We start from the raw sequence: 22,267 nt of genomic DNA on the forward strand, positions 1-22,267 counted from the left end.
ATTGTGAGAGCTGCTACTGAACGTCGGCACCATACAGGTGCTGCAGACTTTCCGAAATAATTTTGTTCACGTCCTCAATGACAACGCTCAAACGGCGCTCCGCTTCGAACAGACGGCGGATGCCGAGATTCAGATTCAGCACCTCGAACAGCTTCTCCATCTTCTCCATTTCCTCCTGCGGAGGCATCTCTCCACTCATCATCCGCTGCTGCAGCTCCATCTGGCTCTGGCGGAAATTATCCAGCATCCGCTTGCTTTCCGGATCGGCATCGACCAGTTTCATCGCACTGGTTATATCAGCTACTTCACTGCTCTTTTTGATGGCCTTTGCCAATTCATGTGCTTTGTCATATACGTTCATTATAATTCCTCCTTTTTCCGGGCGAATATTAGAAATCGCAACGTCTTTTTAGAAATTGGGTCAATCACCAAGGGTCAGATGTCTCCATATGATGAATGATATGTAACCCTAGTTAGCAAATTGCCGGCATCAAGCTGCCTACCGGAAGGAGATTCACGATGTCTAAGCTTAAGATCCCGGTCCAAGCCATCCAATCGGGCATCCTGCAAGAAAATGTCATCATGCTTGGCGACCGGTCCATGAAAAGACTCAAAATTCCGGCACATGTACCGCTCCATCTGGCCTTCGGTTCTTTCCGGCAGGAGGTTACCGTCGTTCCGGTTCCTAAATCCGACAGCCTGCGCGTCAGCGAAGATCTGGCACGGCGGACCGGCTGGAAGTTCCGTCATACGCTGAACGTCTCATACAGCTCAGGAAGCCGCATCCTGCGGCTTGGTCCGCTGATTGGAGTTCTCGTAAGCCGCGACCATGCGGATACACCCGAAAGAGTGTTCGGCCAGATCACTATGTTCTGCCGGGAATTGACTAATGCCTGCCGTACACAGGGCGCATATGTATATTTCTTTACGCCTGAAGCGCTGGAATCCCGCAGTTCCTCCATACAAGGCTGGGTATACGAGGAGGGCTGGCGGAAGCTGAACCTTCCGATAGCCGATGTCATCAATAATCGGCTTACCTCGCGGAAAATGGAGAACAAACCTAGCGTACAGCATTTTTTGGCCGATGTAAAATCTCGGTACGGCACTCATTTCTTCAACGAAAAGTTTCTCGATAAAACAGAGGTGTTCGAAGCGCTGAGGCCGGATGCCACGCTGCAGCGGTACTTGCCGGAGTCGCATCTTCTAAGCGGGTACGCCGTGCTCAAAAAGATGTGCAGCCATCATCCGGTTGTATTCCTGAAGCCTATACGCGGCAGCCTTGGCAAGGGCATCCTGCGTATTTCAAGGGAAGAAGGCGGCAGCTACCGGCTGCTGTCCACCACTCCGCTCGGCACGCGCAAGCAAAGCTATCCCAGTCTGGCAAAGCTGTTCCAGGCTATCGCTCTGAAGATGAAAAGCACCCGCTACCAGATTCAGCAGGGTCTCCCCCTAATGGAGCTGGGGAAGCGGCCGGTTGATTTCCGGGCTCTTGTGCAAAAGAATAACAGCGGCAAATGGGGCGTCACTTCCATCGTCGCACGTACCGCCGGAAATAACCATTTTGTCTCGAATTTGGCCCGGGGCGGAAGCCTTAGTACAGTACGAGAAGCTGTTGGCAAAAGCAGTCTTCCACATTCCGTGAAGGAAAGCGTCCATTTGGGACTTCCCCGGGCGGCACTGGCGATCGCGCGTGGAATAGAAACCTATATTCCCGCCCATTTCGGTGAGCTTGGTATTGACCTGGCGCTGGACCAATCCGGCCGAATCTGGCTGCTTGAGGTTAACTCCAAGCCATCCAAGAATGATAATACTCCACTCAACGATCAAAAAATAAGGCCGTCCGTCAAGCAAATGGTCTTGTATTGCCGTTATCTGGCCGGCTTATAAGGAGGACATCATGACTGAAGCTGCACTGGGGTTGCTTGGCATCATGACATGCCGCAGAAACGGGAGTCCCTCGATCTCAGAGTCAAGCTTCTACAGCCATTTATGCCGGTTGGCCCCGCTCTTTGATCTTAATGTCACTATTTTTCAACCGGACGGAGTGAGAGAAGTCGGGAAAAGGGTGACCGGTTTGAAGTGGAGGAACGGTGAATGGATTTCAACAGAAACCTCCCCCCCGGATATTGTGTACAATCGATGCTTTTATGGAAGCAAGAAGGAAAGAATTGCTGCCGCCGCCGCATTAACTGCACTTCCGATGGCCCTGCCCTGGTCACGCGGACTACCCGATAAATGGGGTGTGCATGAAATATTGAAGCGCAGCAGCAGAGCAGCAGCATTGCTGACTGATACGAGACTCTATACCGGAAGCCGCCACCTTAGCGATATGCTCGCTGAGAGAGAGTACGGCGTCTTCCTGAAGCCTCTGGCGGGAACACATGGTAAACGTACCCTGCATACCCTAAAGCGCAATGGTGTACTGGGCGTAAGCGTTAGAGGGCGGGACAGGGATAACGTTCCATTTCACCATAATTTCAACGATCAGAAAGAGGGCTTGGACTGGATTGACCGTTTTATCGGCCCGCGCCGCTATCTTATGCAGCCTTATCTTCAGCTTACCAGCCGAAGCGGCCAGCCGTTCGATGTACGCGTATTGATGCAAAAAAACGGCCGTGGTCTCTGGGAACGTACCGGTATGGCCGTACGTCTTGGTACCTGTGGCTCGCTTACCTCCAATCTGCACGGCGGCGGCACAGCAATCCCGGTTCTGCCCTTTCTGCAAGAGGAATACGGCAAAGCAGGCAAATATATTATGGCGCAGCTTGTCGAAGATGCAGCACTCCTACCGCCTCTGCTGGAGGCCGCATGCGGCAGACTCGGCGAGCTGGGTCTTGACTTCGGCATTGACGGCGGCGGCCGGATTACGCTGCTGGAAGCGAACTCCAAGCCGGGACGCACCGTCTTCCGGCTGACGGGCGACCACAGGGCTGAAAAGCTCGCAATTGAGAATCCCCTGCGTTATGCACGCCATCTGCTGCTTACCAACCGACGTGTTCCAGCATTGTCCGGAGGCAGCTCCGGTGTACCCGGGAGAATGATAACAATGGTTCCTAAGGAGGATTCATAAATGAGTCTCACTTTTTGCAATGTGCATTTCACCAAGCAGCCCCAAAGAGTCGTATATGTATCGGGTGCGTTGATGAAAAGCCTGAAGCTGTCCGGGAAGAAAAACATAAGGCTGCGGCTTGGGAAGGACACTATTCCGGCGCTGATTAAACCGATCAAACGAGCCGGAAAGCATATGTTCCTGGCCTCGGGCGTCAAAAGTGCAATAAAAGTCCCCAAAACAGGCGGTATTTATTTGCGGAATCTGCAGAACGACGAGGTTCAGCTTGGACCGTTGGTAGGCGTATTATCAGATGGACCGGGTAACTCCACCCAACCTTTCGGCTCCCGCACGGGCTTTATCAAGCAATTACTGCGTGAAGGCAGCAATATGTGCTATATTTTCGCGTTCATGCCGCGCGACATCGACTGGCAGCAGGAGCAGGTATACGGATATTTTCTGAGCGAAAGCGGCAAATTCGAACGCAAAATGATTCCGCTGCCGGATGTCGTCTATAATCGTCTGCCCAGCCGGCGGGCTGAGACATCACCTTATATTAATCAGCTGCGTGAGCGTTTTTTGCGCAAAAAAATTCCATTTTTCAACTGGAGCTTCTTCAACAAGTCCGATATCTACCGGCTGCTGGAGAATGACAGCGCAGCGAACCGTTATGTGCCTGAAACGCAAAGTAATCCCACACCCGACAAAATGAGAGATATGCTGGACCGGCATCATTTCGTTTATTACAAACCTTCAGCAGGCTCTCTGGGACACGGTATATATCGGCTGACCTACTTACCGAAAAAGGGCTATTTTGCCCGTTACCGCCGGAACGGAAAAAATGTACTGCTGCGCTTCGCCAGCTTCGACAGTCTGATGCGCATGCTGCAGTCCCGTCACGGCCGAAGCCTGCACAATTATATTGCTCAGCAGGGCATCCGGCTCATTGAGATCGACGCCTGCCCGATTGATTTCAGGTTCCATATGCATAAGAACGGAAGCAATCAGTGGGTTGTTGTCGGGATAGGCGCCAAAAAGGCCGGTCGCGGCAGCGTTACCACACATCTGAAAAACGGCGGCTCTCTGCTCACCCCACAGCAGGCGCTGGGCCGTGTCTTCGGTGCGAGAGCCGATGAAGTGCTGCTGCGGGCCAAAGGAACAGCCGTCAAGCTGGCAGAATCGCTGGAGATTCAGCACAGGCATTTACTCGGTGAAATCGGATTTGACCTTGGCATAGATCAGGATGAAGACATCTGGATGTTCGAGGCCAACGCCAAACCGGGACGATCCATCTTCCGTCACCCTTCGCTGCGTGCTGAGGGCAAGGCTTCCGTCGAGCACATTCTGGAGCACTGCCTGTATCTCAGCAAATTCCGCAGGAGGGATGAGACGTGAACGCCCGCTTCCCTGACGACAGCAAGCCGGTCATCGCCATTCTGACGACAAGTGACAGAGAACGGAAATTCTGCGGAAACCGCAGCAATTTCCGGGATATCATCCGGACCGGCAAGGAGCTGGGGTACCTTGTATATGTGGTTACAGTCCGCGATCTCAAGCTGGAGTCACGGATAGTTAACGGCTACGTTCCGGCCCCTGTCGGCAAGCTCTGGCATCGTATTCCATTACCCCTTCCGCAAATCATTTATAACCGGATTCCAACCCGGGAAGAGGAAGAAAAGGGCCCTGTCGCACGCAAAATAGCACAATGTCTGGAGCATCAGGACATTGTGCTGTATAACCCGTATTTTTTTAATAAATGGAGTTTATTTGAATGGCTGAAGGGTTCGCGCGCAACCTCCAGACACGTGCCGCATACGAAACGGCTCCGCAGCTCCCGAACGCTTGCCTCCATGCTGAAGAATCATGACAGTCTGTATCTCAAGCCCGAGAACGGCAAGGCCGGGAAAGGTATTATGCGGCTCAATTACCGGGGTGATGCGGTTCTGCCTTACCGTCTGCAAATCCAGGGCCTCAAAAAAAATCTGACCTACAAGGCTGCCTCTTTGGATCGGCTGTGGACGCGTATCGAGAAGGAAAAGGGTGACGACCTCTACATCGTACAGCAAGCGATTGAGCTGGCCACTCACCGGGGACGGCCGTTTGACCTTCGTGTGCTGCTGCAAAAAAACGGTCGGGGCGGTTGGGGCGTAACCGGTATTGGGGCCCGCCTGGCCGGAGTACGCAGCATCACCACCCATGTCCCTCGCGGAGGCAGTATTGAGGAACCGAGGAATATGCTGGAGGGAACATTCGGCAGTGAAAAGACAGCCGCTATTCTCAGGAGCGTTCCTACGACTGCACTGCTGGTTGCAAGACAAATTGAACGGGCTTCCGAGTATGCGCTCGGAGAAATGTCTATGGACCTCGGTGTCGACAAGAACGGTGGTTTGTGGTTTTTCGAGGCAAATTCCCGGCCCATGAAATTCGATGAACCGGCCATACGCAAGCTTTCATTGGAACGCATCTTTCAATATAGTCAGCATTTGGCTCTTCAATCCAAACTGGAAACCCCATCAAGGAAGTGACAATCCATGCAGATATCCTCCCTCTACGATACGGAGAGCGGGCCGTGGAACCGTCATCTGGCCGATCTTCTTCAATTTATCCGCCATTACGGTGAGCGGCGAATTACAATGGACAGCTGCAGAAGACTGGCCCGGTTGACGCCGGAGCTGCTGGGCCAGCCCGGTGTGTCACTGCTCGTTGCGACTGTGCGTGGACAGTATGGCCGCCAGCTCTCAGGCGTCAGCTTCGTGTCGGGCTTTGGCAAAGAGTCATGCCTTGTCGCCGTTCACCCGTTATACCGTAACAAGCACACCGGCACAGCGCTGCTCGCTGCCCAGCTGCAGCGCCTGGGGTGTCTGGAATGCAGCGTTGCCAGCGACAACGCAGCCAGTCTAAAGATGTGTTTCAACGCAGGTCTTGTCGCTGTAGCGCTTAACAGCGGACCAACCGGTAAGCCTACACTGCTGCTCCAGTCATCTCAACATAACGGCTTCGGCAGCACCCGGCCGGTGAACCAAACAGAACAGAGTGCTGAACCCAATACTTCACAAGAAGGTGACCTCCTGTGCCGCAACCCGTCTTAGGCATCCTTACCCTGTATTTGAACGAGGCCAAGCAGCTCGAAGAGAAAAGCGTATACCGGAGGATGATTACCCAGGGCAAACGAATCGGGCTCGATGTCTTTGTCTTTACACCGATGGATGTTCACGGCAGCAAAGAGCTCATTCATGCGCTTGTCTTTAATCCTGAAACCGGAAAATGGTCGCGTAAATGGCGGCACTTTCCCCATATGATCTATGACCGGTGCCGCATCCAGCGAAGCGCACGCTTCCAGCAGCTGCTGCGCTTCCGGTCACGATACAATCATATGACCTTTTTGAACCGTCCCCTGCGCAACAAATGGACCATTCACCAGACCTTCTCGCAAAAGAGCCGGTTCCGGCAGCACATGCCTGAAACCCTGCTCTATCAATCCTCAGCCGATTTGCAGCGTATGCTGAAGCATGGTTCCGTTATTTATATCAAACCGGCTAACGGCACAGGGGGCCGCGGGATATTGCGGATTGAACGGCTTAAGAACCCGAGCGGAATGTTCGACATTCAAGGGCGCCGTCAAGACCGGCGCATTATCCCCCCCCGCAAGGTCTCGCATGCCCGGCTGACTTCCATTGTACGGCAATGGTGCATCGGCGGGCGCTTCCTTGTCCAGCAGGGTATCCCCCTGCGTCTGCCCGGGGGACGCTTCCACGATTACCGCATGCTCGTTCAGAAAAACGGTCAAGGGAGCTGGGAGATGACCGGGATGGCCGGCCGCATCGGAGCCGCCCATAGTGTAACCTCCAATCTGCATGGTGGCGGTCACGCTGTACGGGCGGAAACACTGCTGCAGGAATGGCTTGGCAGCGATGAGAAAGCTGGCAAGGCTATGAAAGCTTCGGAAAAACTGGGCCTGGAAGCAGCCGCTTTTCTCGAGAATAGATTCGGGGCACTCTGTGAACTGGCTTTGGATCTCGCTATTGACCGTGAGGGTCGTATTTACGTGCTTGAGGTCAATCCGAAGCCTGCACGCGAGGTGTTTGCCCGTTCCGGGGATAGCGAAACCTACCGGAAAGCACTTTTACGGCCACTGGAATATGCCTTATGGGTGTATAAGAATAAGGGTGTCGCCAGCACTCCTGCTTCTCTTAAAACTGAAGAGTAAGACAAAGAGCCTCTAATTCCCCGGAAAAGGTGAATGAGGCTCTTTGTCTTTTTATGTATCGGAATCCCTGTTATTCCGCTTTATCGTATAAATTGAGCAGCTCATCGAAGGAGGAAATAATAACATCAGAGCCTTTTAATTCATCCTCCCGGCCAAAGCCCGCATAGGCACAGCCGATCACGGTCTGCCCATTTCCTTTGCCAGCCTCCACATCGGACGAACGGTCTCCTACCATCCAGGCGTTGCTGATTCCATGGTTATCCAGCAATAGACGCAATAGCTCTACCTTTGTAGCGGTGCCCTGTCCTCCTGCACTGTACAAATCCTCGAACAAATCCTTAAGTTCATGAACAACAACAATGCTATGAATATAATCCTTCAGTCCATTGCTGGCCACAAACAATCGGATGCCCCGCTCCTTCAGTGCTCTGAGTGTCTCTACTACCTTCGGGTACAGCAGTGTCCCTCCCGCCTCAAGCCCCTCGATCTCCAGCTGCAGCAGCAACTGGTCAGCACGACGGTGCACAGCCTCATCCGCCTCAGGCATTACATTCTTCCAGATTTGCTCCAGCACCATGCCCAGGCTGCTTAGAATCCGTTCCTCCGGCGGTGTCGGTCCTGAGTACAAACCTTCCTCACGCAAAATATCGAACATTTTGTGATACGCAGGCAATAGCAGGCTCTCCGTTTGAAACAATGTACCGTCCATGTCAAACACCATGGCTTCCGGTTTGGTGAGCTGTGGTCCATTCTCTCTTTGTGCTGCCCCTAGTCCTCCATTACTCATCTTTGACCCTTCCCTTCCTGATTCCTATTGCTGAAATTCTTCATACGGCAATAAGCCATTTATATGCCCTATGATATAGAAACGACTGTTCATTGTCCAGATTGGCATGAAAAAGGGACTGCCCTTTCCGCAGATCACTCTGCCGGAGGAACAGTCCCTTTTCTCTGTAAGATTACAGTCTGTCAAAGCTTGCAGTCAACTCGTCAAGAATGTCTTTGCTGATCATTTTACCCTTGAAGTTAATCAGGTTCTCCGAACTGCCGGAGAAGATACAAGTAGGTTCGTATTTTCTGAGAATAATTTTTTCCCCGTCTACAAAGATCTCCAGCGGATCCTTTATGTCAATCCCCATCGTTCTGCGCAATTCGATCGGAATAACGATACGTCCCAATTCGTCTACTTTTCTTACAATCCCTGTTGCTTTCATTATTTAGCATCCTCCCTTGAAATAACACCTTAAATAATCATTCATGTGAAAAGCTATCAAAGCTTCTATAAACTAGTAATGATTACGCTATAACTGCATTGTAAAGTGCTATTTCTTTCCTGTCAATTTTATTTCTACAACATTTGATATTTATCGACAAATTATTCGACAAAGTTCTATAAATATTCGACAAAAAATAAAAGAAAGGGGCATCTCCCCAGTAAATGAATCTTACTGGGGAGATGCCCCGGTGCTTGAGGATCAGCTTACTGTGCGGCAGATCCGAATTGAATCCATGCTTTTTGAATCTCGTCGATGGCCTGATCTTTGGTTTTGCTTCCGCCGATATAGGCTTGCATTAACTCACCAAATTTTTGGTGGAAAGTGTCCAGAGAGTAGATAACCGACAGATCTCCGGACTTCTCGGTTTTGAGGATTTCATCCATTTGCTTAGGCATATCCAGATCAGGAAGCGGAGCAGCCTTGATTGGTGGAATAACCTTGGCTACGGTCGAGAACCAGCTTTTTCCGTACTCGGAAGTATACAGCCAGTTGAAGAACTCAATCGTTTCTGCAGCTACCGGGGAATCCTTGTTAATGCGCAGCGCCTGATCGGCACCTGTGATTATCATGGACTGCTCAAGCTTGTCGCTGACAGGGTAGCCCATAATGCCCAGCTGGAAATCAGGAGTGATTTTTTTGATCGCTTCCTCATCCCAAGCACCTTTGCCTGTCATGAATGCCGCTTTGCCAAGTGCAAAGTCGCTGACCTGGGCATTGCTGTCGCGTTCAAGCGGCTTATCCGTACCGTATTTGACAGTCGTATCGATGAATTCGAAGAAGTTGTTATACATAACCGGATGATCCTTGAACGTTGTTTTTCCGGCAATAAAATCCGCTACAAGGGTCTTGGGGTCCGTACCGGCATCCTGAGCAGCCGCATCTACATAGTGCTGCAAGATGTGTTTCCATACCCACCACTCTTTATAAGCGTTGGCGAAAGGTTTAATTCCCTTGGCTTCAAGCTTTGTGATGGCATCCTGCATTTGTGCGACAGTCTCAGGAACTTCGGTGATACCGGCATCCGCAAGCAGCTTCTTGTTGTACATCAGCACAAACAGATTACCTTTTACCGGGAATCCCAACACCTTGCCGTCTGTGGAGGTCATATTGGAGCGAACGGCATCCGTCATCGCTGCGGCAAGCGGCTCATTGGTAAGATCCGCGCTGTATTCGGCAAAAGTATCGATATCTCCGCCAGCCGTAGTCTGGAATACATCCGGAGTGCTGCCGGCGGCAATTTTGGATTTCAGTACTGTATTGTAATCGGCTTGCATAATTTCGAGGTTAATGGTCACGTTCGGTTTAACCTTTTTGTACTCGGCAATATAAGCGTTGAAGGCTTCAGTGTACTCGGGAGAAGCAGTAAACATATTAATCGTAACCTCTTTAGCAGAGCCTGCATTTCCACTTGCACTGCCCGCTCCGTTTGTGCCCGCTCCATTATTGGCAGCGTTATTGTTTCCACCGCAACCGGCGAGCAGTCCTACGAGCAGCAGACTGGCAGATAGAGCCATGAATTTTTTTAACATGATGTTGCCCCCTTTTTCCTCATGCATCTTGTGTTCTTGATGACCATTCTAAATAAAAAGAAAAAGGATAAGAATGTACATAAGTGATCTTATTAGGGTAAAAAAGTGTACTCCTGGTTTCAGTTCACTTTTCTCCCTCACCGAGAAGGACCCGATATTCCGAAGGCGAACATTCATAGTAATTCCGAAACGCTTTACTGAAATAGTTCTTATCCTTGTAACCGAGCATTTCGGAGATATCCTGGATCTTCAGGCTGGAATCGTTCAGCAAATCCTTCGCTTTGTCCATTCTCACCTTCTGCACATATTCATGAATACCATAGCCGTATTGGCCCTTGAACAGCTTCATCAAATACTCTCTGCTGAGGAAATACTTGTCCGTAAACATCGATATTTTAATATTCTCAAAATAATGATTATCAATATATGCTTTAATATTCCCCAGAACGCTGGGCCTGTCACCGGCCAGGGACCTGCCAATTTCAGAGCTGTAGCTATCCAAAATCTCAATCAGCAGAGCTTCAAATTGATCAAAGGAAGAGAAATCACTTCCTGTTCCTAACCCCCGTAGACCCTTGTCCTCGCTGCTCCGCAGACGTTCAGGTGAAACGTTCAGTTCCAATGCGATGTCGTTCAGCAAAATAATGAATTCCTGTACCGTACGGTCGGCTTCTCCGATACTGAAGCCCTCCGAATTCCTCCATTTTTTCGTGAACTCGCCCAGTATGCTTTTGGCATGATTGATGTTTCCGCTCTCTAGCGCATTGCGGATCAAGGGCATACGGCTCGTGAGGGAAGGATTATCTTTGGAAGGTACCGGTTCGGCGCTGTTGGCGACGATAGATCCCTGTAGCTTCAGCAGATCGATGCTATCGAGTGACATCTTGGCCGTATCATAGGATTTCGCAATGTCCAGGACATCCCCGTAAGGCTGCCCCAAACCTCCCGCTACGATAATCCCAAACAGCTCTTTCAAAGTAGAGGCCACCTTCTTCATATGATAAAAGGCGCGGAAAGCAGCATCTTCCCCATAACCACCCTTCATCGTAAAAATGGCTATATATTCGCGTTCCCCCTTGGGACTCAGGAAGCTGAACGCCTGAAACTGGCCGTCGCTAATCTCATTAATAACGTTGGTCACCGCGAAATGGAGTAAATCCCGGTCTTCATGGAACCGGTCCCGTCTGACCTTCTCCAGATTAAGTACCCGCAGGACACCCGCGACAAAATGATTTCCTGAGGTATCCGCGCCGATCAACGGCAAAAAGGCCTCATTGGACTGATTCTTGAAGCTGCGTTCAATAATGGATATATACATCTTTTCCTTCAGCTTCGGCAGGGACATGTTCAGTGTGATGTTATTGTTAATAAACTCGCTTTGCTTCTTCCGCTTGGCTTCCAGGACATCGATCGCTTTGCTCAGAGCGGCATTAAGATCTATGCGGTTTACCGGCTTCAGCAAGTAATCGACCACCTTGGAACGGATGGCCTGGCGGGTATATTCGAAATCATTATAGCCGCTGATTACAATCGTCAGGAGATCCGGATAGTCCTGCTCCACAATTTGCAGCAATTCGCTTCCGTTTAGCTCAGGCATCTTCATATCCACAATCGCAAGATCGATCTTGTGCTGACGGAGCATAGCCAGACCTTCATTGCCATTCTTAGCCTCCAATACCTGTTCTACACCGAGACCCTGCCAATCCCCCAGAATTGTAATCGCTTCGCGCAGAGGTTCTTCATCGTCGATAATAAGCACTTTATACATGGTTAATGCCTCCCCGCGGTAACAACATGTCCATCTCTGTACCGTTTTGATCACTTCGAATCCGTAATCCCGCTTCATCTCCATACAAGAGCTTGAGGCGGGAATTTAAATTTATAAGACCAATGCTTTCATTCCCACTTTCATCTTCGCTCGTTTCTTCGCGGTCCTCCCACTGCATCTGCAGTGTACTGAGCACCTGTTCAAGCCTTTCCCCGGTAAAACCGGGTCCATCATCCTTCACAGTAATGACGGAAAAGCTTGGGGTAACCTGCGCCTTGATCGTGATGGTGATGGTGCTGGACACCTTCTCTAACGCATGCTTAATACAGTTCTCCACCAGCGTTTGAATGGAGAGCTTTGGAATTTTCAATTCCACCAGATCGTCATCCCAGTCATACACAATTTGCATTCTGCCGCCAAAACGGGCTTTCTGCAGCGCCAAATAACGCTCAATATGCTTCAGCTCTTCCCTGGCATGGACAACATCCTTGCCGCTGATGCAGTATCTCAAGGTCAAAGCCAGATTATCGACCATATCCACGATATCATCATTGTTATTCTTCAAGGCCTTGGTGGAAATCGCCTGCAGTGCATTGTATAAGAAATGAGGGTTGATCTCCGCTTCCAGCGCCTTTAATACGGCATTCTTTTCTACAATCTTCATTTTGTAGCGTTCATTAATCAGATCATTGGTCTTCTCTACCATCTTGTTGAAATGACGTGACAAGTAAGCTACCTCATCCTTCCCCTGAACCTTGGCTTGCGCATCGAAGTTTCCTGAACTGAAGCGTTTCATTTGCAGCGAGAGGTTTTTAAGCGGCTTGGTGATCTTGTTGGAGGTGTAGCTGACGAGAATGACCGACACCATCAAAAAGATCAACCCGATCAGATAGTTCAAATTCCGCGTTGTGGTAGCGGCTTCGTATATCTCTTTATAAGGAATCGGCTTAATCAGCTTCCAGCCCTGCCCTTTGCTGACGTCATAGATCACCAAATACTTCTGCTGGCTGTCCGACCACGTAAACCGTCCGCTGTCCTCTGTAACCTGCTTCAACAACCCCGCTTGTTCGCTTTGCTTATAAAACTGCGGGTCGTCGGCATAAAAGGGCTGCTGATCCGGGCTGACATACATCAGATGCTGCCCGCTGCCAAACGGAATATCCTTCATAATCTCGTCCTTAACCGAGGAATTGAAGTACAGGGACAGCACGGCTTGCGGCTCTCGGGAGACAATGGAGCGAAACATCCTGTGATAGCCCATAAAGCTTTTGTCCGTATTAATGGGATAATCGAAGCTCTCCGGCGGTGAGGCTTGTCCCTTCACAAATGACTGGTAGGAGCGGTTGAACGGACTTTCCAGCGCACTCTTGTACCAGGGGAGATTCTCAATGGACGGATGCTCCGCAACCCGGACGTTAATGTTGTAATTCTCTTTGGTTACTGAATAATACTTCTGCTCCTTGATGACATACAAATAAATGGCCTCCAGATCGTTCCGGGAAAAATACAGATTCTTCAAATAATCCTCTACATACATTTTGGAAGCATAGTCCGTAGACTCGTGTAAAATCGCATAGATAATTTCATCATATGAAATTTGCGGCAGAGATAATTGCTCGATCCCCTCCAGATAACTCTCCAGATTACGGCCGACCAGCAGCAGATTGTTGCTTGTACTGGCAATGCTATTGTTGACGGACTCCTTCTGCAGCATCCCGTATGAGATGAACGTCAGCGAGGTCACGACCAGAATAATAATCAGGGTGAATAACAGAATAAGCTTGTTTACCAGCCTGCTTGACACGGACTCAAACAGTTGCTGGAGCGGCCTCAATATTGATTTTTTAATGATGACTGGCACTCTCCCTGCTTCAGATTCAGTTCACCTTTTTACCCCTATCTGTACTCTTAAATCCATTTTTGAGTGAAGTGGACTGCTCTATAATACTCAATATAGACTAACCTGAATGGTAATGCGTGGCAAGCTCATTCAACCCCCACTCTAATACAAGAAGAGGTGCATCCATGTTAAAAACTCTGGGCAGAAAATGGCGTGAGAAAACGGAGTTCGGTATTTTCACTCTGCCGGTTCTCATCTGTATAGCTGTAGCCTTCTACATTCCATTTGCCATGACGATCCGCTACTCCATGATGAAATGGAACGGAATATCGAAGAATCCGAAGTTTGTCGGACTGGATAATTTCAAGCAAATCTTTATGGGAGACAGCAATTTCGCCGATTCGGCGTGGTTTACTATAAAATATGCGGTTCTGTATATCATTCTCGTAAACGTGCTGGCTATTCTGCTGGCAGTCGTTCTGGACATGAAGCTGAGAACCACTTCCTGGCTTAGAGCCGCTTTCTTTGTTCCTTATATTCTCAGTCTGGTTATTGTCGGCTTCATCTGGAAATTCATCTTCATGCAAGGCTTTAGCTCATTGAGCGCCAGTACGGGCTGGGGAGTATTTGATCTCAGCTGGCTTGGGACACCCGGACTCGCATTCATCTCTATACTCGCAGTTTCGATTTGGCAGTCCATCGGTTTCTATCTGGTGATCTATATCGCAGGTCTGCAATCGGTACCTGAAGACCTCAAAGAAGCGGCTACCGTTGATGGTGCAGGCCCTTTACGGAAATTCTTCAGTATCACTTTGCCGTTGCTTGCCCCATCGATCACAATTTCCGTATTCATGGCGCTAACGAATTCTATTAAAGTTTTTGACGTGATCCTGTCGCTGACCGGCGGCGGCCCTGGCGGCACAACTTACAGTATTGCATATGATATTTACCGGGATACCTTCCAGAACAACCTGTACGGCTACGGCACTGCTAAAGCGCTCATTCTGTTCCTCGCAGTTCTGGTTGTTACCATCCTTCAGTTGACATTCTTCAAACGCAGAGAGGTGGAGGCATAATGAAAACCAAAGGCAAAACAGGCCGGATTATCATAGAAATCGTTATGGTTATCCTCTCCCTTATCTTTCTGTACCCGCTGTTCCTGACGATCATTAACTCTTTCAAAAGCTTTGGCGAAGTCATGACGGATGTAATCGCCCTGCCTAAGCAGCTGGCGTTCAGCAACTATGCTTATGTATGGCAGTTTATCAATTATCCCAAGCTGTTCCTGAATAATATAATTATTACGTCGGTAGGTCTGCTCGGGATCGTCTTCGTCTCTTCCATTGCTGCCTATAAGCTGGCACGGACAAAAACCAAGCTGAGCGGAATTCTGTACTTCCTGTGCATCATGCCGATGCTTATTCCCTTCCAGTCCATTATGTTAACCGTGCTGCAAATGTCTAAAGGCCTCGGGTTATCCGAAAGCACCTGGGGGCTGGGTGTCCTCTACTGGGGCTTCGGGGCTCCGCTGGCCGTGTTCATCTACCACGGCTTCGTAAAGGGAATTCCCATGGAAATTGACGAAAGCGCCACAATTGACGGGGCTTCCGGCTTCCGCTTATTCTTCAGTGTCATCTTCCCGCTGCTGAAATCGGTAACAACGACTATCGTCATCATTGACGTGATGTGGATCTGGAATGACTTCTTGCTTCCACTGCTTATGGTTAACGGCTCACCGGATACGAAAACACTCACGTTGGCCGCTTACACTTTTGTCGGTCAATACACCTCGGATTGGCAGTATGCAATGACCGCCATGGTAATGGCCGTACTTCCATCCATCGTAGTGTTCATCTTCCTGCAGAAATATATTGTTAAAGGCGTAGTGGCCGGAGCTGTAAAAGGCTGATGCTGTGCTGATGCTGGCGGGCGCTCCGCGAACGGAACGTTGCTGCAATCGCTGTTGTTTCCAAATTTCTATGATTTGAACCGCATCGCGGTTGAAATTTGGAAACAGCATATGCTTTCGAAGAGAGCTTTCCTCCGGAAAGCTTGTGGGCGAACGCTGACGCTTTTCCGCAATCGTTCCGTCCTCTCCGCTGCATTCAGCAGTAACCGTACTACTTCCAATCTTTCACTTCACGACAAACGGCAAGCCACCGAATAACCCGGGGGCTTGCCGTTTTTGTGATGCTGATTGGCAATTGGCAATGAAATGAAATAGGGACAGTCTGTCTCGAACTTAAATCCACCTCAGTGCTTGACTACTGGGATTTGGCGCTTCAGTATAAGTGTAAAAAATTGGGATGATTGGGCATGTACCCGATTTCCTGGCTGAAGTGGTGAACTGTAGATTCGGATGAAACTGTATTTTTTACAACTTTTTTATCCGGAAAGAGCCCCTAAAGTTGAATTGTTGTAGGAAATGCAATAATCGATGGGGGCAGGGACTCTTTAGCGAATTAATGCTGTATTCGATACAACATTTCGGCGCTGCAAAGCGGATTTAACAAAAAATGTTGTATTCTATACCATTTTATCATTGCCTCTTTGCCCAATATATTCCGAATTTCTTCTTCAATTTCATAGTATTAGTTTACCTAGTTTACCATTTAAGGATTGCGCTCATTTCCTCTCGGGCAGGTTTCTTTGCGTAGATTTAAAGATAAGATTTTAAAAAAACGGTCATGCTGAAAGCAGCGGAGAGGACGGAACGATTGCGGAAAAGCGATAGCGGTCGCCTTTGTGTCCGGATTTTTACCGTAAAGGGAAAATTAAAAAAATCTGGACACAACAGCGATTGTAGCAACGATCCGTTCGCGGAGCTTCCGCTCATAACACCTCATTACTTCTCACTCACTACACCTTTGGAATCTATCTTCGCATTATAAGACAGCTTGTTCAGGGTCATGATCGTCTCTTTATTGTATTTCTCATTCATAAAATTGGGCTGACCCGCCATAATTTTCACTGGCGTAATCTGGGCTGTAACTGCTGAACCCTTGATTTCAACATTCAAAAGCATGGAATGCAGCGTCTTGTCACCACCGCGGGTAGACCGGTTAAACACAAAGTTTCCCAATGAATAATAGATCGGCTTATGCTTGTAATATTCGATTCCCATGAGACAGTGGCTGTGGGCGCCTACGATCATGTCCGCTCCGCTATCAATGATTTGTTTGGCCAGGGTACGCGTATACTTCTCCGGATAGTCCTTAAATTCCTCGTTCCAGTGAATGTATACAATCGTGAAGTCATTGGTCTTGGAGGATTTCTTGATTTGACTTAGCATCGGTTCCAGCGTATAGGCTGAGGCTGCCCCTGCCTTATTGGTGCCGGCATACCAGGAAGGACCTGAAAGCACACGGCTAACCCCGAGTACGGCAATTTTCTTGCCTTGGATCGTCTTGACATACGGTTTAAAAGCCTCTGCACTGTTCTTGCCTGCTCCTGTATGCCCAATTTTGGATCTGTCCAAATGGACCAGGGTATCCAGCATAGCTGCTTCCCCATAATCAAGAACATGGTTATTCGCCAGGCTCACACCATCAATTCCGGCATATACCAGCCCGTTCAACGTTATGGGCTTTGAACGGAAAGCAAACATTTTGTTGGACGGGTTCCCACGGATGGAAACCGGTGTCTCCAGATTCGCAAACGCCATATCCGCCTTTTTCATCACTGGAGCAACTTTGGCAAAAGGATAATTCACCCCGTATTTGGCAATCTGATCTCCTACAAAGCCATCCAATAGAATGTCGCCGGCAAAGAGAAGCTGGATACTTTCAGTAGAAGCTCCTCCCTCCGCCGTACTGACGGAAGCAGGAAAAACCCAAAAAAGAATTAGTATAATAACTATTGATTTCTTCAAGCTCTTTGCTCCTTCTCACTTTTGGTTCCTCCTATTCTACTATATTAAAATGATGACTCCAACCCAAAATTAGATAATAATAGCAATATTCATAGATTCGGCGTATTCTTTTTCAGAACCGCTCTGAAGCAATTCAACCCGCCCCATAGTCCCGTAAACACCGCATCTGCCGGAAGGTCGAAGTCCGTCTCCCCCCAGTACACAAATCCAGCCTGCAAAAAGAGGTCATTCAAAAGGGCTAGATTTACTGTCGGATAATCAAAGGTTAGAACCAGCAGTCCCTCCCCGTTCAGTGTCCGATGAAACTCCCGCAAGGCGTAAATGGTATCCTGTGACGATAAATGCTCCAGTACAGAAATGCAGAAGATCGTATCAAAGCTTTCGTCATCGTAAGGAAGAGCCGTCAGATTGGCGTGCGTCAAATGGAGAGTATCCATCCTTCTCCGAAAAACCTCCCTGGCTGCCTCCTCTCCTATATCTCGGGCAATTTCAAGCCGGATAGCTTCTTCCGAAAGTATCCGTTTATCGACATCGCAGGCGTAGACCTCCTCGCAAATCCCTGCAAGATGAAACTTTAAGGGATGTGAAATGCCGCAAGCGGCATCCAGAACCGTATCATGCGGAGAGATGAAGTTCGTGCACCACTCGTACTCGTAAGGACGGCTCCACCAGGAATCCGGCAAATCGTAAATCAGCTTTTCTCGTCTATCATCGTCATTCACAAAAAAACGGGAAACATAAGGATGTGTCGGCATGGCCAGGGCTCCTTTAACAGGGAATTCGGTAGTGAGAGTATATTCGTAATTCCCTGTTTCATTCCTATTAATAGGATAGAGAAAGAGGCCGCCCCATAACCATTAAAAATGGTCCGGGCCAGCCTCTATGGGTGATTAAGCGGACGCTCCGTGAACGGACCGTTCCGTAAGCCGCTGTGTCAGACAAAGGCAGAGAGCGGCTTGGGCTCTGTGCCATGATTTTTTATCAGGGTATCAACCAGTGCTGACCATTCCGGGTCTACCGTACATTGCTCCGGATGTTTTTCGAACCAGCTCAACGTCTGCTTGATTCCTTCGAAAAATGGAACCGTAGCCTCATAATCCGGTACAAGACGTTTTATCTTACTGTTATCAAAAACAATGCTCACCGCCTGATCGCCAATCAGGCCGTCTGCAGTGCCGGGAGGAGTACAAGCAGTGATAAAATCTGTAGAAATATGCACAACATTCGGTACTGCACCTGCCGCCTGCCCAATTGTGCTATAAATCTGGTTCCAGTTCAATACCTCATCAGAGGTGATATGAACCGCTTCACCAACGGCTTCCGGATGGCCCAGCAAACCTACGAACGCTTTGGCAAAATCCGAATTATGAGTCAGGGTCCACAAAGAGGTCCCGTCTCCATGGATGACTATGGGAAGGCCCTTGCGGATACGGTCTACCAGCGACCAAGGATGCTGCCAGCTGGTTAGAGCAGCAGGAATCGCCGTATCTCCGTAGGTATGGGAAGGCCTGACAATAGTAACCGGAAAGCCGCTGCTGCGGTGAGCCTCCAATAACAACTGCTCGCAGGCGATTTTATCTCGTGAATACTGCCAGTAAGGATTCTCAAGCGGCGTCTCTTCGGTAACAAGATAATGCCGCTGCGGCTTCTGATAAGCGGAGGCGGAGCTGATATAAATATACTGCTTCGTCTTTCCGGCAAATAGATCTATATCCGTCTGAACATGAACCGGAGTGAAAGCAATCCAGTCCACTACCACGTCGAATTCGTATTCATCAAGGGCCGCAGCGGCTTCCTTCTGGTCGCGGATATCTCCCAGGATCACCTTCGCGCCTTCCGGCACGAATTCGTCCCGCTGCCCCCTGTTAAACAAGTACAATTCTACCCCGCGTTCCACGGCCAGCTTGGACACGGCTTGGCTGATCAGTCCTGTTCCACCAATAAACAACACCTTCATCTTGTCTGCTCCTTTAGGGTGAATTATTCGTTGATTACATAATTACGCCAGGCATGCTTGGGCTGCCAGTTCAGCAGTTTTTTGGCTTTCTCATTGCTGAGCAGTGTTTCGTGACCGGTTAGCGGCTGACGGAAATCCGTTACTTCCGGAAAACGGGCCTCCAGCAATTCACGGCTGGGAACCGCCATACTGGTATCGTCTGCAGCAATATTCAGTTGCACGGCTCCCAGTCCTTCGGCTTCAATCGCCAGCTGACAAGCCTCCGCAACATCCCGGGTATCGATATAGCTCCACAGAATCCGGTCACGCTGTTCAGGATCGTGAATGAAAGACGGGAAGTGTTCATAGGCCGACGGATCAATAACATTTCCAATCCTTAAGGAGACAATCTGCATTCCCGTTCTCCGGTGGAACATGTCTGCCGTCTGCTCATTTACGACTTTTGACAAACCGTAGCTGTCCTGAGGCAGCTGCGGATGATCTTCATCGACTGGAACATAGTGCGGACCGAAACGGTTAACTGCAAACACGATTCCATAAGACGACTCGCTGGAGGCAATTACCGCTTTGCGGATTCCCAGACCGGCAGCCGCCTCCAGGATGTTGTAGGTGGACATCACATTATTTTGAAACGTAACTTCACTCGTCTTGATATGGGCAGCCGGTATGGCTGCCAAATGTACAACCGCATCCGCACCCGCCATTACGCTATACACTTCTCCTAAATTGTTCAGATCCGCAATAACTGTATGGCCTAATGCATCCGCTGGCTTATGGGTATCCACGTTAACAACGTCGTACCCCTGCTCCACAAAATGACGAACCACCCATTTACCGAGCATCCCGCTGCCCCCGGTTATAACTACCTTTGCCATTCTAATCCCTCCAATTTAAGCTATAATTTCTTCAACCTGCTTAATGACGTCCTCGCTAAGCTCAATGCCTGATGCCAGAACGTTCTCTTCCACCTGCTCCGGCCGGCTCGCGCCCACTAGCGCACTGGCTACATTCGGTTGTCTGAGAATCCAGGCCAACGCCAGTTGACCAACGGTGATGCCAAGCTCGGAAGCGATCTTGCCAAGCTGCTGGACTTTTACGATTTTATCTTCCGTGATTCCGTTCCGCACCCAATCCAGCTTCGCCGCACGACTTTCCGCCGGAAGGTCGGTAACCGAAGCATATTTACCGGTCAGCAAACCTTGAGCCAGCGGCGAAAATACGACCTGTCCAATTCCTTTTCGCTCGCCGAGCGGAATAATTTCTTTCTCAATATAACGGTCGAACATATTATAGATAGGCTGATTGACAACAATTCTGTCGAGCAGATAACGGTCTGCCACAGACAGCGCTTCCGCCATCTGCGCAGCAGTCCATTCGCTGACTCCAATATAGTACACCTTGCCTTGACGAACCAGATCATCCAGCGCACGCAAGGTTTCTTCAAGCGGAGTCTCTGTATCGTAACGGTGACAATATAAAATATCGACGTATTCTGTCCCCAGCCGCTTCAAGCTGGCATGGCACTGCTCGGTAATATGCTTGCGGGAAAGACCGCGGTCATTGGGGCCTTCGCCCATTACGCCAAACACTTTTGTTGCCAGCACATAAGATTCGCGGGGGTACCCCCGCAACGTATCACCCAAGACCTTTTCCGCAGCGCCTCTCTCATATACATTAGCCGTATCGAAGAAATTGACACCTAATCCGTAAGCGGTTTCAATGGCCTTAACCGCATTTTCCTTTTCCACATACCCACCGTATGTCAACCAGCTGCCCAGACTAATTTCACTGACCTTAACTCCACTTTGACCTAATCTTCTGAATTTCATGCCTTCTTCCTCCTCCAAAATAGCTTCATTAACCTGTTCCTCTGAATCCCTTTTCATTCTAGAATAGTTTGTATATAATTTAAAGAAGTGAAAAAATGTTCATTATATTATATAAATTATACTTACTATACTTAAGTATAGTAGGAGTGGAGCAGGAGGAAGTCATATGGAAACAGCTGATTTATCCGGGAACTATGTCCCGAAGGATCCTAATATCATCGAATGCAAGGTAGAAAAAACACTTGATGTGCTCGGCGGCAAATGGGCTTTCCTGGTCCTGCGGGAGCTGTTCGAGGGCACCAAGCGCTTTGGTGAGCTGCAGCGCAATATCACCAGCATCAGCCCCCGGGCGCTGACCAACACGGTCCGCCATCTGGAGGATCAGGGCGTGCTGGAACGCCATGTTTTTCCAACCGTTCCTGTCACAGTAGAATACACACTTACCCCTAAAGGTGTCGATTTGCATCAAATTCTGAAGGAAATGAAGCTGTGGGCAGCTAAATGGACCTAAGGGCCACTGATCCGACTAATCCGACTGATCCAACTCATCTGCCTGATCCGAAACACCCTTAGGTTGTGTTCACTCATTCAGCAAACTATATAAGTTCCGGAAATACATTAGCAGGAAAAACTCCCTCTAATTCTTGAAAAAAACCGGTTTTATGAGATTTAGAGGGAAATCCTACCACTAAAATTATTATATCCAGCTAAAACTTCAAATTTGATGGAGAAAATCCCCTTAAATCATCTCGTGGAGTGTACACGGCACCATTAAGAGGAGAAATTCCTGTTATTTTAAACTCTGCGGGATGACAACTGAGACCAGTAACCATGTGAAACCATGTGCTCTATTGGTATTCTAGTTGTCCGCAGCGGTCTTTCTGCTATGGAAAGGTAGTAGACCCCCTTCATATTTGTGCTGCACCTTTATTATGCCGGG

Annotated in this window: 20 protein-coding genes; 9 read left to right on the forward strand and 11 right to left on the reverse strand. The window is 49.2% G+C overall.

What is annotated here, in order from left to right; translation table 11 throughout:
• Positions 1-13: 13 nt before the first annotated feature.
• Positions 14-361, reverse strand: a complete 348-nt coding sequence (locus PaeBR_RS18550) for a YlbF family regulator (protein WP_410511993.1) — start codon at positions 359-361, stop codon at positions 14-16.
• 158 nt (positions 362-519) lie between these two features.
• Here PaeBR_RS18550 and PaeBR_RS18555 point away from each other — a divergent pair, with 158 nt between their 5' ends.
• From PaeBR_RS18555 to PaeBR_RS18580, 6 genes are read left to right on the forward strand one after another with little or no spacing between them, the layout of a single operon-like run.
• Complete coding sequence (locus PaeBR_RS18555; RefSeq protein WP_410511994.1) at positions 520-1,887, forward strand: YheC/YheD family protein; 1,368 nt, start codon at positions 520-522, stop codon at positions 1,885-1,887.
• A 10-nt stretch (positions 1,888-1,897) separates the two neighbouring features.
• On the forward strand, positions 1,898-3,070 hold the full coding sequence (locus tag PaeBR_RS18560; RefSeq protein WP_410511995.1) for a YheC/YheD family protein: 1,173 nt from the start codon (positions 1,898-1,900) through the stop codon (positions 3,068-3,070).
• The gene (locus PaeBR_RS18565) at positions 3,071-4,444 is read left to right on the forward strand and encodes a YheC/YheD family protein (RefSeq protein WP_410511996.1); all 1,374 of its coding nucleotides are present in this window, start codon (positions 3,071-3,073) and stop codon (positions 4,442-4,444) included.
• Entirely contained in the window at positions 4,441-5,574 is a 1,134-nt protein-coding gene (locus tag PaeBR_RS18570) for a YheC/YheD family protein (RefSeq protein WP_410511997.1), read from the forward strand. Before PaeBR_RS18565 ends, PaeBR_RS18570 begins: the two co-directional genes overlap by 4 nt.
• A 6-nt stretch (positions 5,575-5,580) precedes the next feature.
• On the forward strand, positions 5,581-6,138 hold the full coding sequence (locus tag PaeBR_RS18575) for an N-acetyltransferase (protein WP_410511998.1): 558 nt from the start codon (positions 5,581-5,583) through the stop codon (positions 6,136-6,138).
• Complete coding sequence (locus tag PaeBR_RS18580; protein ID WP_410511999.1) at positions 6,120-7,256, forward strand: YheC/YheD family protein; 1,137 nt, start codon at positions 6,120-6,122, stop codon at positions 7,254-7,256. Before PaeBR_RS18575 ends, PaeBR_RS18580 begins: the two co-directional genes overlap by 19 nt.
• 70 nt (positions 7,257-7,326) lie before the next feature.
• Here the strand turns inward: PaeBR_RS18580 and PaeBR_RS18585 are convergent, their stop codons facing one another.
• From PaeBR_RS18585 to PaeBR_RS18605, 5 genes are all read right to left on the reverse strand, one after another.
• On the reverse strand, positions 7,327-8,043 hold the full coding sequence (locus PaeBR_RS18585; RefSeq protein WP_410512000.1) for an HAD family hydrolase: 717 nt from the start codon (positions 8,041-8,043) through the stop codon (positions 7,327-7,329).
• 172 nt (positions 8,044-8,215) lie between these two features.
• Positions 8,216-8,473, reverse strand: a complete 258-nt coding sequence (locus PaeBR_RS18590; protein ID WP_410515237.1) for an AbrB/MazE/SpoVT family DNA-binding domain-containing protein — start codon at positions 8,471-8,473, stop codon at positions 8,216-8,218.
• 263 nt (positions 8,474-8,736) lie between these two features.
• Positions 8,737-10,062, reverse strand: coding sequence for an ABC transporter substrate-binding protein (locus PaeBR_RS18595; protein ID WP_410512001.1), 1,326 nt, complete (start codon positions 10,060-10,062; stop codon positions 8,737-8,739).
• A 124-nt stretch (positions 10,063-10,186) separates the two neighbouring features.
• Positions 10,187-11,830, reverse strand: a complete 1,644-nt coding sequence (locus PaeBR_RS18600) for a response regulator (RefSeq protein WP_410512002.1) — start codon at positions 11,828-11,830, stop codon at positions 10,187-10,189.
• Complete coding sequence (locus PaeBR_RS18605; protein ID WP_410512003.1) at positions 11,823-13,634, reverse strand: histidine kinase; 1,812 nt, start codon at positions 13,632-13,634, stop codon at positions 11,823-11,825. Before PaeBR_RS18605 ends, PaeBR_RS18600 begins: the two co-directional genes overlap by 8 nt.
• A 221-nt stretch (positions 13,635-13,855) precedes the next feature.
• Here PaeBR_RS18605 and PaeBR_RS18610 point away from each other — a divergent pair, with 221 nt between their 5' ends.
• Together PaeBR_RS18610 and PaeBR_RS18615 are read left to right on the forward strand one after the other, a co-directional pair.
• The gene (locus PaeBR_RS18610; protein ID WP_410512004.1) at positions 13,856-14,746 is read left to right on the forward strand and encodes a carbohydrate ABC transporter permease; all 891 of its coding nucleotides are present in this window, start codon (positions 13,856-13,858) and stop codon (positions 14,744-14,746) included.
• Positions 14,746-15,579: a carbohydrate ABC transporter permease gene (locus PaeBR_RS18615; protein ID WP_410512005.1), complete on the forward strand. Its 834-nt coding sequence runs from the start codon at positions 14,746-14,748 to the stop codon at positions 15,577-15,579. The genes PaeBR_RS18610 and PaeBR_RS18615 overlap by 1 nt, the downstream gene beginning before the upstream one ends.
• A gap of 936 nt (positions 15,580-16,515) precedes the next feature.
• On the opposite strand, the gene PaeBR_RS18620 is transcribed toward PaeBR_RS18615, so the two are convergent.
• From PaeBR_RS18620 to PaeBR_RS18640, 5 genes are all read right to left on the reverse strand, one after another.
• Complete coding sequence (locus PaeBR_RS18620) at positions 16,516-17,514, reverse strand: CapA family protein (protein WP_410515238.1); 999 nt, start codon at positions 17,512-17,514, stop codon at positions 16,516-16,518.
• Positions 17,515-17,630: 116 nt separating this feature from the next.
• A complete protein-coding gene (locus tag PaeBR_RS18625) occupies positions 17,631-18,296 on the reverse strand; it encodes a class I SAM-dependent methyltransferase (RefSeq protein WP_410512006.1) in 666 nt (221 codons plus the stop codon).
• Between the two features lie 179 nt (positions 18,297-18,475).
• Entirely contained in the window at positions 18,476-19,498 is a 1,023-nt protein-coding gene (locus tag PaeBR_RS18630; RefSeq protein WP_410512007.1) for an SDR family oxidoreductase, read from the reverse strand.
• 23 nt (positions 19,499-19,521) lie between these two features.
• Positions 19,522-20,373: an NAD-dependent epimerase/dehydratase family protein gene (locus PaeBR_RS18635; RefSeq protein ID WP_410512008.1), complete on the reverse strand. Its 852-nt coding sequence runs from the start codon at positions 20,371-20,373 to the stop codon at positions 19,522-19,524.
• A gap of 15 nt (positions 20,374-20,388) precedes the next feature.
• Positions 20,389-21,327, reverse strand: coding sequence for an aldo/keto reductase family protein (locus PaeBR_RS18640; RefSeq protein WP_410512009.1), 939 nt, complete (start codon positions 21,325-21,327; stop codon positions 20,389-20,391).
• A 166-nt stretch (positions 21,328-21,493) separates the two neighbouring features.
• Here PaeBR_RS18640 and PaeBR_RS18645 point away from each other — a divergent pair, with 166 nt between their 5' ends.
• On the forward strand, positions 21,494-21,838 hold the full coding sequence (locus tag PaeBR_RS18645; protein WP_410512010.1) for a winged helix-turn-helix transcriptional regulator: 345 nt from the start codon (positions 21,494-21,496) through the stop codon (positions 21,836-21,838).
• Positions 21,839-22,267: the final 429 nt, after the last annotated feature.

The organism is Paenibacillus sp. BR2-3, assembly GCF_046529485.1.
Taxonomy (GTDB): domain Bacteria; phylum Bacillota; class Bacilli; order Paenibacillales; family Paenibacillaceae; genus Paenibacillus_AQ.

Coding starts and splice junctions, on each gene's coding strand:
- PaeBR_RS18630 (WP_410512007.1), bottom strand. CDS start 19,498: ATGAAGGTGTTGTTTATTGGTGGAACAGGACTGATCAGCCAAGCCGTG.
- PaeBR_RS18595 (WP_410512001.1), bottom strand. CDS start 10,062: ATGTTAAAAAAATTCATGGCTCTATCTGCCAGTCTGCTGCTCGTAGGA.
- PaeBR_RS18575 (WP_410511998.1), top strand. CDS start 5,581: ATGCAGATATCCTCCCTCTACGATACGGAGAGCGGGCCGTGGAACCGT.
- PaeBR_RS18565 (WP_410511996.1), top strand. CDS start 3,071: ATGAGTCTCACTTTTTGCAATGTGCATTTCACCAAGCAGCCCCAAAGA.
- PaeBR_RS18645 (WP_410512010.1), top strand. CDS start 21,494: ATGGAAACAGCTGATTTATCCGGGAACTATGTCCCGAAGGATCCTAAT.
- PaeBR_RS18615 (WP_410512005.1), top strand. CDS start 14,746: ATGAAAACCAAAGGCAAAACAGGCCGGATTATCATAGAAATCGTTATG.
- PaeBR_RS18625 (WP_410512006.1), bottom strand. CDS start 18,296: ATGCCGACACATCCTTATGTTTCCCGTTTTTTTGTGAATGACGATGAT.
- PaeBR_RS18610 (WP_410512004.1), top strand. CDS start 13,856: ATGTTAAAAACTCTGGGCAGAAAATGGCGTGAGAAAACGGAGTTCGGT.
- PaeBR_RS18600 (WP_410512002.1), bottom strand. CDS start 11,830: ATGTATAAAGTGCTTATTATCGACGATGAAGAACCTCTGCGCGAAGCG.
- PaeBR_RS18550 (WP_410511993.1), bottom strand. CDS start 361: ATGAACGTATATGACAAAGCACATGAATTGGCAAAGGCCATCAAAAAG.
- PaeBR_RS18560 (WP_410511995.1), top strand. CDS start 1,898: ATGACTGAAGCTGCACTGGGGTTGCTTGGCATCATGACATGCCGCAGA.
- PaeBR_RS18635 (WP_410512008.1), bottom strand. CDS start 20,373: ATGGCAAAGGTAGTTATAACCGGGGGCAGCGGGATGCTCGGTAAATGG.
- PaeBR_RS18640 (WP_410512009.1), bottom strand. CDS start 21,327: ATGAAATTCAGAAGATTAGGTCAAAGTGGAGTTAAGGTCAGTGAAATT.
- PaeBR_RS18555 (WP_410511994.1), top strand. CDS start 520: ATGTCTAAGCTTAAGATCCCGGTCCAAGCCATCCAATCGGGCATCCTG.
- PaeBR_RS18585 (WP_410512000.1), bottom strand. CDS start 8,043: ATGAGTAATGGAGGACTAGGGGCAGCACAAAGAGAGAATGGACCACAG.